The sequence below is a fragment of the Flavobacterium sp. WC2421 genome (assembly GCF_040822115.1).
Classification (GTDB): Bacteria; Bacteroidota; Bacteroidia; order Flavobacteriales; family Flavobacteriaceae; genus Flavobacterium.
The window spans coordinates 3,368,997-3,386,208 of record NZ_CP162004.1; the positions used below are offsets into that span (position 1 = coordinate 3,368,997).

The window sequence follows — 17,212 nt, forward strand, 5'->3', positions numbered from 1 at the left end:
AAATAATTTTTAGAGACAAAAACATGTTAATACAAAATAAAAAAATTGCCATAGTTGGCGGTGGGCCAGGTGGTCTTACACTGGCAAGACTTTTACAGTTGAAAGGCTCCAATGTAAAAGTGTATGAAAGAGATTTAAATGCAACTGCTCGTGTGCAAGGATCACCACTAGATTTACATGATGAATCAGGTTTGGCAGCGCTACGTTCTGCTAATTTACTCACCAAGTTTAAAGAAAATTTTCTTGCTGGCGCCGATAAAATGCTGATTGTAAATGAACAAGCCCAAGTATTTTACAGCAACCATGAGACAAAACCAGATGAAAATTTTGACAACATAAATTTTCGTCCAGAAATAGGTCGTGGTGCATTAAGAAAGATACTATTGGATTCCTTAGAATCGGAAACCGTGATTTGGAACTGCCATTTTGTTTCAATGGAACAACAAAACGAAGGTTGGTTGATGCATTTTAAAAATGGAACCTCAGCATATGCTGATTTGGTCATTGCTGCTGATGGAGCCAATTCCAAAATACGTCCGTATCTAACTGAGGTTGTTCCATTTTATTCAGGAATAACCATGCTTGAAGGAACAATTTATAATGCCAAAAAAATTGCTCCACAAATATCAAACTTACTTCGTGGCGGAAAAGTAATGGCTTTTGGCAACAAAAAAGACATTTTATTAGGCCAAAAAGAAAATGGTGAAATTGGTTTTTACATCAGTTTTAAGACCAATGAAAATTGGGGAGCTACAAGTGGCTTGGACTTTACAAATAAAGCACAATTGTTAGACTGGTTTAAAAGAGAATATGGTGACTGGGGTAGTATTTGGTATGAGTTAATTGAAAAAAGTGCAACACCATTAATCCCGCGACCAATATTTTGTATCCCATTTGACCAAAATTGGAATACACTTCCAAATGTAACACTAATTGGTGATGCTGCGCATGTGATGCCTCCTTTTGCAGGCGAGGGAGTGAATATGGCGATGCTCGATGCATTGGAATTGAGTGAATTTTTAACTACTAATAAATACAATAGCATCCAAGAAGCGCTAGCTTTCTATGAAAATGCGATGCAAAAAAGAGCAGTAATTATTGCAAAAGAATCACTTGAAAATGGCGAACTAATGCATTCAGAAAATGCATTGGATAGCATGTTGGGGTTCTTTGGCGGACACTAAAAAGAAAATGGAATAGCGGTTTTCAAAAGTAGGATTTGAAGCTTTTAACAATGAGTAAAATAGAAAAAATAAACTTTCACCACTTCTCACTGATAAAAATCGCTCCTTTTAAAGAGTTCGTATCCCAGAAGATATTTTCAATTAACAGATATTAACATTCTCTTTTGTAAGATTTAACACTATCATTTTATAATAACACCACTGTTCCATTTTATAATGTTTAATTTTACAGTAAACATTAAAAAAGTAAATCAAAATGAAAAACTTAAAACTGATTGCTCTAGGAATGATTCTGATTACAACTATTAGCTGTAAGGATACTAAAAAAAGTAATGAAGAATCAACTCCAGAAGCTCAGACCACTGAAGCTAACTACAGTCTAATTAATGATTCTACAAAAGTGAGTTTTACCGCTTACAAAACAACCGATAAAGTAGCTGTGGGAGGGAAATTTAAAGAAATAACATTAACCAATTCTGGTCAAGGAAAAACAGCATTTGAAGCTTTAAACGGGACTAAATTTAGTATTCCAGTAAGCAGTTTATTTACCAATGATGCTACAGGAACAAGAGATCCTAAGATTTTAAAATTCTTTTTTGGAGTAATGAAAAACACGGAACTTATTTCAGGTGAGTTTAAAGTTACTGGTGAAAACAATTGTTCTATCGATGTGACATTGAATGGAAAGACAGCCAACATCCCTTTAAAATTCACTGAAAATAGCGATACAAGCTTGGCTTTTGATGGAGTGATGAATTTAGAAAACTGGGATGGACTTGCAGCAGTTGCATCTATCAACAAAGCATGTGAAGCCTTGCATACAGGTAAAGACGGGATAAGTAAAACATGGAGCGAAGTGGCAGTGCATGCTGATGTTTTATTGAATAAAAACTAGATAATAGGAGTTCAACATTCAGAACAAGTATTGAATTACTCTATATTTAAACGAATACAACATAAAAAAGCGATTAACTTACAATGAGTTAGTCGCTTATTTATGACTTGATTTATTTATGTTCAAAAGTGAGTAGAAGCCTAATCAACTACTTCTAAAAATCATTAGAGTTTATTAAAATTAAACTTTTGACCACCAATAGAAGCTTCATACATGAGTCCCCCTTTTTGCATGGTGAATACCATGACGCCATCAGTATATTTTACGTTTGCTGATGCGCCTGCAGTTACCGCTACAGCTGAGGCTTGGGCTGCAAACTCAAATCGGCTGTCTTTGAATCTTTCCAGTTCATTTTTGGATTCAAAAAATATAACCTCTCGGTACGCTTGTCCCCCTGCTTGAAAACCGATGCTTAGTTGTGATAATTTGGCCAGACCAACAATCTTATTGTGTTCATATACCGTTCCATTACCAGCAGCACCACCAATACCAAACCCTCCTTTACCCACATTAGGGAAAATGACATAACCAGTTGCTTTGTCAAAAAGCCCTTTCATTAGCGGATCACTTTTAATGAACTCTACTTTTGCTGCATTACTGTCGGCAATAATTCTATTCTTTTTGGCTTTTGATTGCCCTATTGCAGGCGTAGCATTGATTGCACATGCCAATACTATTACCCAAATAATATTTAAATTTTTCATGTCTTAAATAATTTAATTGTTGCTATTTTTCTATATTAAAGATAACGAAAAAATCATTTAAATATTTAAAACCTACTGATTATCAGTGTTTTAATTATTAATACCCTAACTATATTTACTAATAGTTTGCTTTGAGTGTTTTTATCAATTGTCTGTATTTTATTTAAAAAAAATAGGCTTATAAAAAACAGGTATTTATACGTTATAAAAAATATTATTTTTTATAGAAATTTGATAAATAAAACATTCTAATCTATTACTATTCAGCTAGATTAAAAAGTAAGAACAATAAATGGTCCTTTTATTAGAACTCAGAAATTACATCTCAATTCTAAAATAAAGACGAGTCTAGTACATTCTCAAAAAAAGGTTCCATTAGAAAAGCCAAAGGAGTAGAAACTAAAGCAAATGTTATGAAAGTACAGGGTAAAAAAATCGATTTGTCAGATATTCATTTATCAAAAACTGATGAAAAGCAACACAAGGTTTTAAGTTACATGAACAATTCTACAGATGGAGGGTATTTATCTCCACAGCAAGTACAGTCCCTGATGCAAAGTTTGCACCTAAATTTGCAGGAATTAATGAATTATTTAGTACCCTATGCCACTAAGTTCGCCATGTCCCCTATATCAGGTTTTAAAGTGGGTGCTGTTGCACATGGAATTTCTGGAGCTATTTATTTTGGTGCTAATATTGAATTTCAAGATCAGGCATTGTCTTTTACCGTTCATGCTGAACAAGCATCTATAGCGCACGCTATAAGTTATGGGGAAACAGGTATCGACTATCTTGCTATTTCTGCTGCTCCATGTGGGTATTGTCGCCAGTTTTTGTATGAAATTACAAATTGTCCTTCAACAAAAGATATTACCATTTTAATTAATAATGAGAGTAATTCCTTGTCTAATTTACTTCCACAAGCATTTGGTCCACAGGACCTAGGGGTTACTACCCGATTAATGTTGGCACAAAATAATAATTTACAAATGATTCCCGTTCATGCAGATCCATTTGTAATTGCAGCCTTTAATGCTGCCAATACATCCTACTCTCCATATACATGTGATTATTCTGGTGTTTGTATAGCTACAAATTATGGTGCTTATGTAGGTTCCTATGCAGAAAATGCCGCTTACAATCCAAGTATGTCTCCTTTAGAAGCAGCAATCGTTCTGTTAATAATGAACGGAGATTCATACAACAATATTTACCGTGCTATTTTAGTTGAAGCTAAAAACAATAAATACAGTCAACTTTCGGCTACTAAAGATGTCTTAGCAGTAGTAGCCAAAAATATTACTCTGGAATACTACTCTGTTAATAGTCAAAAAAATGGTTCAACACTAAACATTAAAGAAATGGTGTAATTCTATTCCTTTTTTTTTACTTGAATTTTATCTAATATTCCATTTCTTGCACTACAGAAAACTTGTGCGTAAGGGATTGCGGCGATATCCTTTATTTTCTTCTTTCAAAAAAATAAAGATAAAGCCAAAAGCCCGACCCCAAAGCTGAAGACGCATTCTCACTACATACAATCTGTCCGATTTGGGGTGACGCCCAAATAAGTTTTGATCTTCAATAAGAAATTCCTTGAAACTCTTTTTTATTGTACTTTTTATCTAAATTTGTATGATCAATCCCATTTTAGAATATCTTGAATATCATGATTACAAAAGCAAGCTTAAAAGATGTTTCTCACTTAAATACATTAATCAATTCAGCTTACCGTGGTGCTTCTTCTAAAAAAGGATGGACCACCGAAGCCAACATTCTAGAAGGACTCAGAACTACCGAAGCGGAACTTACGGAAATCATGGCCGATGCTAAAAACACGATTCTAAAATTTACGGAGAACGACCAAATAATAGGTTCTGTATTACTGATTGAAAAAGCGCAAAAACTATATTTAGGAATGTTAACGGTTTCGCCTAACCTGCAAAATAGTGGTATTGGAAAACAACTTTTAAAAGAAGCTGAAAAGCAAGCTTTGGCCTTGGGATTACCAAAAATTGTAATGACTGTCATATCTGTTAGAACTGAATTAATAGCATGGTACCAGCGTCATGGTTATGCAGATACTGGAGAAAGAGATCCTTTCCCTAGCAGTGATGTTCATATTTCAATCTCTGAAAAACCTTTGGAGTTTATGGTTTTAGAGAAAAAATTAAGCTAAATTAACACTTCATTTTCAAGATTATAAACTATTCATTTAATACTATTAAAATCAAATGGCAAACAATAGCAAAACACTCGTTATAAAAGATTTAAAAGAGAAATCTATCTTGGTATCCAGAGTCTTTAAAGCTCCTCGTGATAAAGTTTGGCGTGCTTATACCGAAAGTGAATACTTGGAAAAATGGTGGGGACCACAACCATGGAAAGCCGAGACCAAATCCATAAGCTTTACCGTTGGTGGCTATTGGTTGTATGCGATGGTAGGCCCCAAAAACGAAAAGCACTGGAGTCGAATGGATTATACTGCAATAAAACCATACGAAAGTTTGGAAATTAAAGATGGTTTTTGTGATGAAGAGGGGAATTTAAACAATTCCCTACCCGTTTCAACTGGATCTATTATTTTTAATCCAAGTGATTCAGGTACTTTGGTAGAATTCAAAATGTTCTATAACACTGAAAAAGAAGTGGAAACTATGATTGAAATGGGTTTTGAGCAAGGCATTACAACTTGTCTTGAACAATTAGAAAGGTTATTTCAAGAAAATAAAATATAACTAAAAACCCAATCCAAAAACAACAAATTAGTGAATCATAGCTGAGATTATCAGCATTAATTTAAGCTCAGAACATAATGAAAAACTTGGTTTATTTAGGATGTATGCTCTCTAACAAAGAGACAAGAACTCCATTTAATTCTTGAAGCGTACTAGGATTTGTAACTACCCCTATTTCATTCATTTTACTTTTGATGGTTCCAATAGTCAAAGTCGCTTTTTGGGGTGTATTAGTCCCCAAGGCCGAAAGCGTTAATAACAACGATGCTAATGCCTTGTCGCCACCCATTTGCATGGGAGATACACTGATTGCAGCAACTGGTTTATCATTCAATTCTCCTGAAGAAACGAGCCAATCTAAAGCGTTCTTTAATACTCCGGGAATACCAAAAGCATATTCGGGGGTAGAGAATATAATGCCATCAGCCGCTTTAATTTGGTTTCTAAAATAGGTAACTGTGGGTATTCCTTCGGTTATTTCAGGGTTAAAATGAGGCAATTGATCCAATCCATCAACTATATTTAGAATAACATTTTCTGGAGCAATTTTAGCTATTTCCCTTAAAATATTACTATTTGCTGAAGTTGATTTCAAACTTCCCGAAATAGCAATAATAGTCGTAATCTGTTTCATTTTTCTTATTTATTTCAAAAATAGAAAAGTAAAAACTAACCTCGTTAATTAGTTTTTACTTTTCTAAATTCAATTTTATAACCATATTCCTTCTGTAGTATCTTACAGAATATACTATTTTTATAACGCAGGAGCCAGAGGAAAATCTACAGGAACTTGAGTTAAATTATGCAAAAAATTCATCGCCGTTTTATCGCTTACAAGCAAAATCAAATCTACTAAATTTTCATTAGTATAGCCCTGTGCAAAAAATCCATCTACTACTTCTGTGCTTGCATTTCCTTTGTTTGCAGCTATCTCTGCTGAAAGTTGTACTAAAGCATTTAATTTGGTATCCGTACTTTTACCTTTACGAATGTCTAACAATTGGTCATCCGAGAACCCATTCATTTTACCTAAAACCAGATGGGCACTTTGGCAGTAAACACATCCATTAACTTGGCTTACAATTAAATTCACTGCTTCTTTTTCTTTATTATTCAAAGAAGTTTTTGCATTTTGATAAGCCAAAAAACGAGATAATCCGTTAGTAGAATGCGCGATAGTAGCGTATAAATTTGGTACAAAACCCAATGCTTTTTGTAGATTGTCAAAAATGTCTTGGTTTGCTGGGGCTACTTGTTCTCTAGTTGGAACTGTAAATGTTGTCATTTTATTTTTGTTTAAATTGGTTGTCAATATTGACTTAGCAAAGATGCGACAGCAATAAACAGTATAAAATGGATAATAAACGCCAGTTGATGGACGATTTATTTCTTTGAAATTTACAGCACTAACTCTTCAAACAAGCGTTGAATGGTTTTTTCTAAATCGTCACACAATCCTGGATGGGGTCTTGAAGTTTGAATTACGGAACTGCGCAAGGCCGTTAACCAACGAAAACGAGACGGAATATCCATTACTGCTATTGACCCACCATCTTTTGTACCGTGTGCTACTTTTTCGAAAGCAGATAAGTTCATTTGGATTTGTTCTACATCAGCTTCTGTCGAAAAAGAAAGAACTCTTTCAACGTTTAAAGCATGAATTACTTTTATAAATTTGGCTTTTTTGCAAAATAGAATAACCCCTACATTCAGGAATTCTTCGCGCTCTACCCTAGGTACAACCCGAATTACAGCATACTCATATAAGTTTTTCTCTTGCATTTTGTGCTTCCTTTATAAAAATTTCTGAATGATTTAAGCGGGTCAATAGGAACTGTAAATATACATTTCTCAATTCGGCAGGTGTGGCTTCTACGTCTTCCCATTGCAACCAATCCTCTGGGATTAGGCTAACAATCTCCTGAAGAATTTCTGGAGTTAATAGTTTTTTGAAAGCGGTATCCGTTTCAGTTAATGCGGATGCTTGAGGCAATAATACGTGGTCTTTGATCAAGGCAAACGGACTTTGAGCATGATTCTCCCAATTTGTCCAAGAATGATGAAAATACAAACTTGCGCCATGATCAATAAGCCATAATTCTTTATGCCAAATCAACATATTGGTGTTTCTAAACGTTCGGTCCACATTAGTAATGTAAGCATCCAGCCATACAATTTGCGAAGCCAAAACGGGATCAACAACGGTTACAACAGGATCGAAATTAATCGCTCCCGATAAAAAATGCAGTGCTAGATTCATCCCCTGACTTCCTTGTAATAAATCCTGAATTTCCTCATCGGCCTCTGTTCGTCCAAAGGCTTCATCGAGATTAGCAAAGACAAGTTCTGGCATTTTAATACCCAATGCACGTGCGATTTCACCACCAATCAATTCGGCGATTAAGGCTTTTACACCATGACCAGCACCTTTAAATTTAAGTACGTATTTGAAATCATCATCGGCTTCCGCCAAAGCAGGCAAGGAACCGCCTTCCCGCAAAGGAGTGATGTACCGCGTAACATTTACGGTTCGAAGATTGAAGTTGGTTTTCATATTCGGGTTTTACTGAACTACAAACTTACAAATAAGTTAAGTGAGTTTAACTGGAAGCATTAAAAATCCTACTACTTACTAGTATAGGTTTTCCCTTTGCTTTTTTTATCGATAGAAGTTGCTTGCAATAATAAATAGACTCATCTCTTACTTCTATATTCATTTTTAATGTCACTTTCCTATTATTATTCACTAAATCATGAGAAACATAAGGCTTTAGCAATTTATAATCTGCCTCATCAAAATATACTATCTTAACAGAATCATTAAACATTACCCTGACCCAAGGAGAATCAATGACTTTATATTTTTTTAAATTATCAAAATATTCTAAAAGATCTAAATCATTTCTACTAGGATCTTTTATTTGACGTATACTATCCAAAATATTTTCCCATTTATTAATATTCTTTTGATCCAGATTATAATAATTAAATACTTCAACGGATTTAAAGGCTAAATCCCCCTCCATAATTCTGTCTTTTGGAGAACAGGAAATAAAAATAAATAGAACAATTAGTAGTTTCCATTTTTTCATGTTAATAGCGATTAAATTATTTGTTTTTTTCTAAACTCAAAAATGCTTTTCCTAAATACTTAATAATATCCGAAGCGATAAAGGATTGATAGCCCGTTTCAGGCAAAGCAATATCCGCGATCAAACCGTGAAGGTAAACGCCGAGAATTGCAGCGTCAATAGGTTCATACGATTGAGCCAGTAAACTAGTAATTATTCCAGTGAGTGCATCACCACTTCCCGCTGTTGCCAAAGCGGCATTTCCAGTTGTGTTTTCGTAAACCGTATCCCCATCAATAATATGCGTTGGCGCGCCTTTCATTACAATAACGACATTGTATTGTTTAGAAAAAGTAATCGTTTTATCGAATTTATCTTCGTCTGAAGTCCATTTTCCTATTAGTCGTTCTAGTTCTTTGGGATGTGGCGTTAGGATAGTTTTTGGTTGTAATAATTTCAGCAAATCTTTATTTTTTGACAAAATATTTAAGGCATCGGCATCGATTACTAGCGGAATTTTGTTGGTTTTTAGAAAATTAAGAAATGCTTTTTGAGTTTCTGTTTCTTGTCCTAAACCTGGACCTATAGCAATCGCTTGTGGTTTTATGTTGAATGTAATGTTGGAAATATATTTCTCGCTTTCATCGGTAAGCGTCATGACTTCGGGATTTGAAATTTGCAGAATTTCATAACCACATTCAGGAACATAGGACGTTACGAGTCCGCAACCCGATTTAAGACAAGCTCTGGAAGCCAGTACGGCTGCTCCTATCTTTCCATAACTTCCTGCAATAATTAATGCGTGCCCCTGAATCCCCTTGTGCGTTTGAGAATCAATGGGTTTGTAACGTTGTATGATTTCGGCTTTATGAATAGAAATGGGCTGTTTCATTTTTGAATTATTTGTTTAAAAATACAAAATTAATAGGGAAACGAAATCCCCTAGCCCAGATTGAAATGGAAATCCTTTTTATTTTTTCTTTAAAAATAAAAAGATTGCAGTGCAAAGCTGGATATAGCTCCTAAATAGTATTGAATTTACATATTTAATGCCTTTAATATGATAATTTTTCAATAATTTAGCGACTTCAAATTTTATATACACACACAATGAAAAATACTGCGCTTACGCACATACACGAAAGTTTGGGAGCAAAAATGCTTCCGTTTGCTGGATACAATATGCCTATTTTATATGAAGGGGTGAATGCTGAACATGAAACAGTTAGAAATGCTGTGGGTGTTTTTGATGTTTCGCACATGGGGGAATTCTTGCTTTCGGGTCCAAATGCTTTGGCTTTGATCCAAAAAGTGACTTCAAATGATGCTTCTGTATTGACAATAGGAAGAGCACAATATTCTTGTTTACCAAACGATAAAGGTGGTGTTGTAGATGATTTGATTATCTATAAAATGAAAGAAGAACAGTATTTATTAGTGGTGAATGCTTCGAATATTGAGAAAGACTGGAACTGGATTTCATCTCATAATGATTTAGGAGTGGAGATGAAAAATATTTCTGAAGACTATTCCTTATTAGCAATTCAAGGTCCAAAAGCAGTTGAAGCAATGCAATCTTTGTCTTCAATAGATTTGGCTGCCATAAAATATTACCATTTTGAAGTAGCTGATTTCGCTGGAATTGACAATGTGATTATCTCGGCCACGGGTTACACTGGTTCAGGAGGTTTTGAGATTTATTGTAAAAACACCGAAGTAGAACAAATATGGAATAAAGTTTTTGAAGCTGGAGCGGCTTTTGGAATCAAACCAATTGGTTTAGCGGCAAGAGATACGTTGCGTCTTGAAATGGGTTTCTGTTTGTACGGGAATGACATTAGCGACACCACTTCTCCACTTGAAGCTGGATTAGGATGGATTACTAAATTCACAAAAGAGTTTACGAATTCTGAAAACTTGAAAAAACAAAAAGAAGAAGGTGTTACTAGAAAATTAGTTGCTTTTGAAATGCAAGAACGTGCAGTACCAAGACATGACTACGAAATCGTAGACGGAACTGGAGCTGTAATTGGGATTGTAACTTCAGGAACAATGTCTCCATCAATGAACAAAGGAATTGGTCTAGGTTATGTAACTGTAGCTAACAGCGCATTGGATAACGACATCTATATTCGCATCAGAAAAAATGATGTTCCTGCGAAAGTGGTAAAATTGCCATTCTACAAGAAATAAAATAGCTATTTAACCGCTAATTTTAAAATTGGCGGTTATAAATCATAAAAAACAGCGAATTTAAAGTTGCTTTATGTAATTTTATAATAACCAAAACGCTTTCTTTTTTTATGAATAAAATTTTAATCGTATTTTTCCTGTTTCCATTTTTAGCACTTGCTCAAAATGAGGTTAAAACATGTGAGATACTTTCTAAAATAAACACACTTATACAAAACAAACATATTCAGCCTAAACCGGTAGACGACAGTCTATCGGTTTTTGTTTTTGATACTTTCATTGACAATCTCGACAATTCCAGAAATGTTTTCTTAAAATCCGAATACGATTTACTTGCTAAAAAGTACCGTTTAAATATTGATGATTTTATAAAAAATAAAAACTGTAGCTTTTTGACAGACATTATTTCTGTTTATAAAGGAGATCTCTTAAGAAATCAGTCGATTTTAGAAAAAATGAAATTGGAAAATATTGATTATGAACAGAAAGATACTATTCGGTTTTACAAAAAAATATTTCCAATCTACATGCAGCAAATAGATGTAGAAAAAGTTTTGAAGAAAAAAGTGCGATACGAAATTATTGAAGATATCGCCGCTGCAAATGAAAACAGAGACTCCTTAAATTTACATTTCACTTCATTAGAAAAAGAAACAAAAAACAGAATCATAGAAAATGAACTTTGTAAAATAAATGCCATCCTTCAAAATGAAATTAATTATCAAGAAGCTCTTTTTACCATTTTTTGTTCCTATTTTGATCCACACACTGCTTATTTCAGTAATGATTCAAAATCTAGTTTTGTAGCTTCTTTATCAAAAGAACACCTTTCACTGGGAATGAATGTGAATTTAAATAAACGAAATGAAATTATTGTACAAGATCTAGATGCCAATGGTCCTGCCTTTAAAACTGGTAAAATAAAAAAAGGAGATCAAATTGTTTCCATTTCAAACCTTAAAGATACCCTGCAGGTTTCCTGCGCTACACTGGAGTCTATATCCAATATGATTTTATCCGATTCTAATAAACAAATCATGTTAACCTTAAGACGGAATTCAGGCAAGTCATTTGATGTGGTCGTAGAGAAACAACTAATTAAAGATGAGGGGAATTCAGTTTACAGCTTTGTCATAGAAAACAACAATAAGAAATACGGTTATGTAAAGATTCCAAGTTTTTATGGTGATCTGGAAGGAAATAATGGAAAAGGTTGTGCCGAAGACACTGCCATGGAAGTACTTAAATTACAAAAAGACAATATCAAAGGGTTAATTATCGATTTAACCGATAATGGTGGTGGTTCGATGGAAGAAGCCATAAAATTGGCAGGAATGTTCATTGATTCTGGTCCGATTTCTATTGTAGTTAACAATAACCAAGACCGAACGGTTATTAACGACCCCTACAAAGGAATGATTTATAAAGAACCGATCGTGGTGCTTATAAACGGAAATTCAGCTTCAGCAAGTGAATTTTTTTCTTCAATACTCCAGGATTACAATAGGGCAATATTAGTGGGAAGTACTTCAGTAGGAAAAGCAACTATGCAATCTATTTTTCCTCTAGAAAATAATGATGATGAAAACTTTGTAAAAATAACCATTAATAAGTTTTACCGAATAAACGGGAAAAGCCATCAAGGAATTGGTGTAATTCCAAACATAAAACTACCTGCAATTTATGAAACTATTACTCAAAAAGAGAGCAATAGCCCCACTGCCTTAAAAAATGACAGTATAGCAAGTACTATTTATTTTTTACCCTATATGTCTACTAAAGCGGTGTCAAAAATAGTGGAAAACAGTAAAAATAGAATTGCAGTAAACCCGACTTTGAATGAAGTAATTCAAATCAATAAAAAAATTGAAGAACTCCTTGAAAAACCTAAATCGGCTGTACCAATAACTATCGATGCCATATTCAAAGAACAAACTATTATAAGTCAATTATGGGAACTTATAAACTCTTTTGAAACCCGAAATAACGGATTAAACATTTACAATTCCAATATAAATAATTTTCTATTAACCCTTTATCCAAACGAGAACGAGAATAACAAATTTCAATTGGAAAATTTGAAAACAAATCACTATTTAAATGAGGCAATATCGATACTTGATGACGCAAATTCTTTGAAAAGAAATTAAAAAAGCACTAATTACCTTAATTTATTGAAAAGAAGATACTATGATTTTGGTAAAATAAGGAATAACTGTATTTTTGCAGTTCAAAATAATAAATTAGAAATGGGAAGAGCGTTTGAATTCAGAAAAGGTAGAAAAATGAAACGTTGGTCAGCAATGGCTAAAGCATTTACCAGAATTGGAAAAGATATTGTAATGGCCGTTAAGGAAGGTGGACCAAATCCTGAAGCTAACTCAAGATTAAGAGCCGTTATTCAAAATTCAAAGGCAGCTAATATGCCTAAAGAAAATGTAGAACGTGCTATCAAAAAAGCAACCGATAAAGATACTGCCAACTATAAAGAAGTTCTATTTGAAGGGTACGCACCACATGGAATTGCAATATTAGTAGAAACTGCTACAGATAATAACAATAGAACAGTTGCCAATGTTAGAAGTTATTTTAACAAATGCAACGGTACAATGGGAACACAAGGTTCAGTAGAATTTATGTTTGACCATACGTGTAACTTCCGAATTCCTGCTGAAGGATTGGATGCTGAAGAATTAGAATTAGAATTAATTGATTTTGGTGCCGAAGAAGTTTTTGAAGACGAAGATGGAATTTTAATCTACGCTCCTTTTACAAGCTTTGGAACTATTCAAAAAGAATTGGAAAATCGTAATTTAGAAATCCTTTCTTCTGGATTTGAAAGAATTCCGCAAATCACTAAAAAACTAACTGAAGCTGAAATGGCTGATGTAGAAAAATTGATTGAAAAAATGGAAGAAGATGATGATGTAATGAACGTGTATCATACAATGGAAGAAGCATAATACTTCTTTCTTATAATAGATAAAACTCTAGCTTCGGCTGGAGTTTTTTGTTTGAAATTATTGAAAATTTTAAAATCGATTCGAATGTTATTTCTTCTTTTAAGTATATTATGTAGCGTTACAGTAGGCGTTATCTTTAAAGTTGTTCGAAAATATACCTTTAGTACGACACAAATCGTAGCTTGGAATTATGTTTTCGCACTAATACTTTGTTATTTCTTTTTTAGTCCTGATTTAAGCGTAATTGATGCGTCGATACCGTGGGAGATTTATATTCCGTTGGGGATTTTATTGCCCACTATATTCCTATTTTTAGCAGCTTCCATCAAGCATATGGGAATTGTAAAAACAGATGCTGCACAACGTCTTTCACTCTTCATTCCTATACTGGCAGCTTGGTTATTATTTAACGAAGAGTTTAACAGCCTTAAATTGGTTGCTTTCATGATTGCCCTACCCGCTTTGTTATTGATTCTTTCTAAAAAAACAGATAACGCTAACAATAAATGGATTTATCCAGCAGTCGTATTAGTTGGGTTTGGTGCTATTGACATCTTATTCAAACAAATCGCTTTGGCGACAAGCCTTCCTTTTACAACTTCATTATTTATTGTATTTGGTATTTCGCTCCTTTTAATTTTGGCAGTAGCACTTTACGAAATAGCTTTAAAAAAAGTGCCATTTAAAAGTAACAATATACTTTTTGGAACGCTTGTAGGACTGTTTAATTTTGGGAATATTTTATTTTATCTTAAAGCACATCAGGCTTTCGCCAAAAATCCATCGACTGTTTTTGCGGCGATGAATATGGGCGTAATTATCATAGGAAGCGTCGTAGGTATTTTAATATTTAAAGAAAAATTGAATACAAAAAATTATATCGGTTTATTTTTTGCCTTAGTTTCTATTGTACTTATTGCTTATTCTCAAATCCTGAATTAATAAAAATAATATTGAATAATTAGTGTTTATAATTGGTATATTACCTAACTATTTGTTTCATAAATACAACCGATCAAATACGCATAAATTAAAGTAAGGAACGTTAGTAAACGAGTAGTTTTTTATATTTTTTTTGATAAATGCAAGTTCATTATATTTGTCTGACTTTTGATCTATGCGAAGCCCATAAAACTAAAGGTTTTTTAAACCATTTAGAAATTAATCGTTTGAAAGTTAAGTCGTTAAAAATTAACACAAATAATACACAAGGAAAAGTCATTTATTTACAATGATTTTCCAAAGGATATAGCTGCTGATTAAAATAAATGAATCGTACAACTATTCCTAATAAAGAATATCGTTCTAAGGAACGTTTTAAATTATAACATCTATGACAAACAACATTCTAATTGAAAATCAATATAATAGAACAAGTTTATTTGAAAAGGAAAATGTAAACTATTTGGTTCGTATTTTAAAAAGATTTAATACCGTACCAAAGGTAAATAACATCAATATTATTACCTCTACTAGTGCCCCTACTATTTTTAAAATTGTACCCAATAAATCAATTATAATTGGTTCGTCCTACCTAGACAAGCCCGTTTTAGCTTTAGTTTATTTACGCTATGGTATCGAATGGCAACTCTGGTACAAAGCGTTGAATAACGAAAAAAAAGATGCTGTTTTATGTGATATAGCAGCACTTGAAGTGATTCGAATATTTTATAATTTACTCCCAAAAGACGATAAGGAAAAATTAGAAGACCTTGATTATCTCTTAATTAACTTAATTAAAAATGATGCCGATTTATGTACGGTATCTACCATAAAAAACGAAGAGCTACAGTCTTTTCACGGCTTAAAAAATCCAAATACAGAAGTTAATTCATCTTGGAAACCTATTGTTGAAAATCTAGCAAGACCTACCGAATATTTATTGATGGCTGGAGGTGATCTTAGATTGAATATTGACGAAATTCATTTGTTAAACAAATATGGTTGTCGCCCATTCCCCAGACCGGATGCATTTACATTTGCCTCATCAACAGCTTCAAGCGTTTCCAATTTTGCTTTTGACAAAACAGATAAAGTGCGAAGTATTTTAATTAGAAATAGCTTGAAAAACGGTTTTAAAGAAACAACTATCGAGTTTTCGGAATTGTTAAAAAATAATCTTCGAAAAATATTTAAACTAAATGAAGAATGTGAAATAATTTTTTCCCCATCAGGTACAGATTCCTCTCTTCAAATAGCGGCTATAACACAAATTATTTCTGATAAAGAAATTACACATATTTTGGTAGCCTCTGATGAAACAGGTAGTGGTGTGGCTTCGGCCTTGAAAGGATGTCATTTTGAAAACACAACAGCGCTTAATTATCCAATTAAAAAAGGGGATAAAATTGAAGGATTTAGAGATGTCGATGTAATTAAAATCCCTTTTAGAGATGAAAATGGCGCGTTAAAATCGGCTAAGCAATTAGACGAAGAAGTATTTAATGCTGTTTCTAAAACCAAAGATTTAGGTAGACATGTTGTGTTGCATACTATGGATCAATCTAAATTAGGCTATCAAGCTCCTAGTGACCAATTAATTAAAAAACTAAATACGCTTGAAGATTTATCAATTCAGATTATTGTAGATGGTTCACAGTTAAGACTAGATCCAAAAGACATACAAAATTACCTAAACAAAGGATATATTGTAACTATTACAGGGAGTAAATTCTTTACCGGTCCTCCCTATTGTGGCGCATTAATTCTACCTAAAAATGTCAATAAATTAATTCATTCTGTAAAAACCTCATTACCCGCAGGTTTAACCCAATATTACAATCATTCTGATTGGCCTGCTTCATGGTTCTGCTCCAATGAATTGTCAGATGGTTATAATTATGGGTCTTATATGCGCTGGAATGCTGCCATAGTTGAAATGGATAGATATTACAAAACCCCCATTTTATACCGAAATATGGGTGTTGAAATGTTTTGTAATTTTGTTGAAGACTCCATAAAAGACGCAGGTTTTTTAGAACCTATTTATGCCGACGAAGCCAAAACAAATAGTTATAATAGTAAAGAATTTGGAATAAGAAATATCCGTACCATTTTTCCTTTCTTTATTTTTAAAGATAATGAAGCCTTATCTGTTGATAAAGTAAAAAAAATGTATACTTTATTAAACTCTGATTTATCGGATCAATTTGAAGATTCTTCTATAGAAATCATTCGGCTTGCTGCCCAAAAATGTCATATCGGCCAAGCGGTTAATGTAAAATATACAAATGATATTGCAAGTGCCGTTTTAAGAATTAGTTTGGGTTCAAGAGTAATTTCTGAAAGTTGGGTCAATAGAGATATTAGTCTCTTTTTTAGAAATATAGAATTACAAATGAACCAAATTACAATCATAATTAAAAAGATAGAATTAATTCTTAGCAATCCTGAATTGCTTGACTAAATAAAATAATTATTGCCAATTCTATTCCATAAAAAAGTCCCATTTGCAAAAGCAGATG

17 protein-coding genes are annotated in these 17,212 nt (G+C 33.2%); 10 read left to right on the forward strand and 7 right to left on the reverse strand.

From position 1 onward, the window contains the following. Nucleotides 1-23: 23 nt before the first annotated feature. Both AB3G33_RS14350 and AB3G33_RS14355 read left to right on the forward strand, forming a co-directional pair. Nucleotides 24-1,184 carry an FAD-dependent oxidoreductase gene (locus AB3G33_RS14350; RefSeq protein WP_367770772.1) on the forward strand — a complete coding sequence of 387 codons (1,161 nt, stop codon included), beginning with the start codon at nt 24-26 and terminating at the stop codon, nt 1,182-1,184. A gap of 256 nt (nt 1,185-1,440) precedes the next feature. Continuing rightward, nucleotides 1,441-2,079, forward strand: a complete 639-nt coding sequence (locus AB3G33_RS14355) for a hypothetical protein (protein ID WP_367770774.1) — start codon at nt 1,441-1,443, stop codon at nt 2,077-2,079. Nucleotides 2,080-2,243: 164 nt separating this feature from the next. Here AB3G33_RS14355 and AB3G33_RS14360 read toward each other — a convergent pair whose 3' ends face one another. Further along, nucleotides 2,244-2,783, reverse strand: a complete 540-nt coding sequence (locus tag AB3G33_RS14360) for a YSC84-related protein (RefSeq protein ID WP_367753947.1) — start codon at nt 2,781-2,783, stop codon at nt 2,244-2,246. Between the two features lie 413 nt (nt 2,784-3,196). Here AB3G33_RS14360 and cdd point away from each other — a divergent pair, with 413 nt between their 5' ends. The 3 genes from cdd (at nt 3,197) to AB3G33_RS14375 (ending at nt 5,521) form a co-directional block, all read left to right on the forward strand. Next, nucleotides 3,197-4,153, forward strand: coding sequence for a cytidine deaminase (gene cdd / locus AB3G33_RS14365; protein WP_367770776.1), 957 nt, complete (start codon nt 3,197-3,199; stop codon nt 4,151-4,153). Nucleotides 4,154-4,452: 299 nt separating this feature from the next. Continuing rightward, entirely contained in the window at nt 4,453-4,962 is a 510-nt protein-coding gene (locus AB3G33_RS14370) for a GNAT family N-acetyltransferase (RefSeq protein WP_367770779.1), read from the forward strand. 55 nt (nt 4,963-5,017) lie between these two features. Then, nucleotides 5,018-5,521 (forward strand): SRPBCC domain-containing protein, encoded by a 504-nt coding sequence (locus AB3G33_RS14375; RefSeq protein ID WP_367770782.1) that lies wholly within the window; start codon nt 5,018-5,020, stop codon nt 5,519-5,521. Nucleotides 5,522-5,612: 91 nt separating this feature from the next. Here AB3G33_RS14375 and AB3G33_RS14380 read toward each other — a convergent pair whose 3' ends face one another. The 6 genes from AB3G33_RS14380 to AB3G33_RS14405 all read right to left on the reverse strand — a co-directional run bounded on the left by AB3G33_RS14380 (nt 5,613) and on the right by AB3G33_RS14405 (nt 9,484). Beyond that, complete coding sequence (locus tag AB3G33_RS14380) at nt 5,613-6,155, reverse strand: NADPH-dependent FMN reductase (protein WP_367770784.1); 543 nt, start codon at nt 6,153-6,155, stop codon at nt 5,613-5,615. A gap of 120 nt (nt 6,156-6,275) precedes the next feature. Beyond that, entirely contained in the window at nt 6,276-6,806 is a 531-nt protein-coding gene (locus tag AB3G33_RS14385) for a carboxymuconolactone decarboxylase family protein (RefSeq protein ID WP_367770787.1), read from the reverse strand. Between the two features lie 113 nt (nt 6,807-6,919). Continuing rightward, the gene (locus AB3G33_RS14390; protein ID WP_367753959.1) at nt 6,920-7,303 is read right to left on the reverse strand and encodes a DUF3037 domain-containing protein; all 384 of its coding nucleotides are present in this window, start codon (nt 7,301-7,303) and stop codon (nt 6,920-6,922) included. After that, a complete protein-coding gene (locus tag AB3G33_RS14395) occupies nt 7,281-8,075 on the reverse strand; it encodes a HipA family kinase (protein ID WP_367770790.1) in 795 nt (264 codons plus the stop codon). Before AB3G33_RS14395 ends, AB3G33_RS14390 begins: the two co-directional genes overlap by 23 nt. A gap of 46 nt (nt 8,076-8,121) precedes the next feature. Next, nucleotides 8,122-8,613 (reverse strand): hypothetical protein, encoded by a 492-nt coding sequence (locus tag AB3G33_RS14400; protein WP_367770793.1) that lies wholly within the window; start codon nt 8,611-8,613, stop codon nt 8,122-8,124. 16 nt (nt 8,614-8,629) lie between these two features. Continuing rightward, nucleotides 8,630-9,484, reverse strand: coding sequence for an NAD(P)H-hydrate dehydratase (locus AB3G33_RS14405; RefSeq protein ID WP_367770796.1), 855 nt, complete (start codon nt 9,482-9,484; stop codon nt 8,630-8,632). Between the two features lie 218 nt (nt 9,485-9,702). Between AB3G33_RS14405 and gcvT the strand changes: the two genes are divergently transcribed. The 5 genes from gcvT to AB3G33_RS14430 all read left to right on the forward strand — a co-directional run bounded on the left by gcvT (nt 9,703) and on the right by AB3G33_RS14430 (nt 17,154). Further along, on the forward strand, nt 9,703-10,785 hold the full coding sequence (gene gcvT, locus AB3G33_RS14410) for a glycine cleavage system aminomethyltransferase GcvT (protein ID WP_367770799.1): 1,083 nt from the start codon (nt 9,703-9,705) through the stop codon (nt 10,783-10,785). A gap of 110 nt (nt 10,786-10,895) precedes the next feature. After that, a complete protein-coding gene (locus AB3G33_RS14415) occupies nt 10,896-12,935 on the forward strand; it encodes a carboxy terminal-processing peptidase (protein ID WP_367770802.1) in 2,040 nt (679 codons plus the stop codon). 99 nt (nt 12,936-13,034) lie between these two features. Further along, nucleotides 13,035-13,748 (forward strand): YebC/PmpR family DNA-binding transcriptional regulator, encoded by a 714-nt coding sequence (locus AB3G33_RS14420; RefSeq protein ID WP_367774160.1) that lies wholly within the window; start codon nt 13,035-13,037, stop codon nt 13,746-13,748. Between the two features lie 84 nt (nt 13,749-13,832). Further along, nucleotides 13,833-14,690 carry an EamA/RhaT family transporter gene (locus AB3G33_RS14425; protein WP_367770805.1) on the forward strand — a complete coding sequence of 286 codons (858 nt, stop codon included), beginning with the start codon at nt 13,833-13,835 and terminating at the stop codon, nt 14,688-14,690. 391 nt (nt 14,691-15,081) lie between these two features. Further along, on the forward strand, nt 15,082-17,154 hold the full coding sequence (locus AB3G33_RS14430) for a hypothetical protein (RefSeq protein WP_367770807.1): 2,073 nt from the start codon (nt 15,082-15,084) through the stop codon (nt 17,152-17,154). Nucleotides 17,155-17,212: the final 58 nt, after the last annotated feature.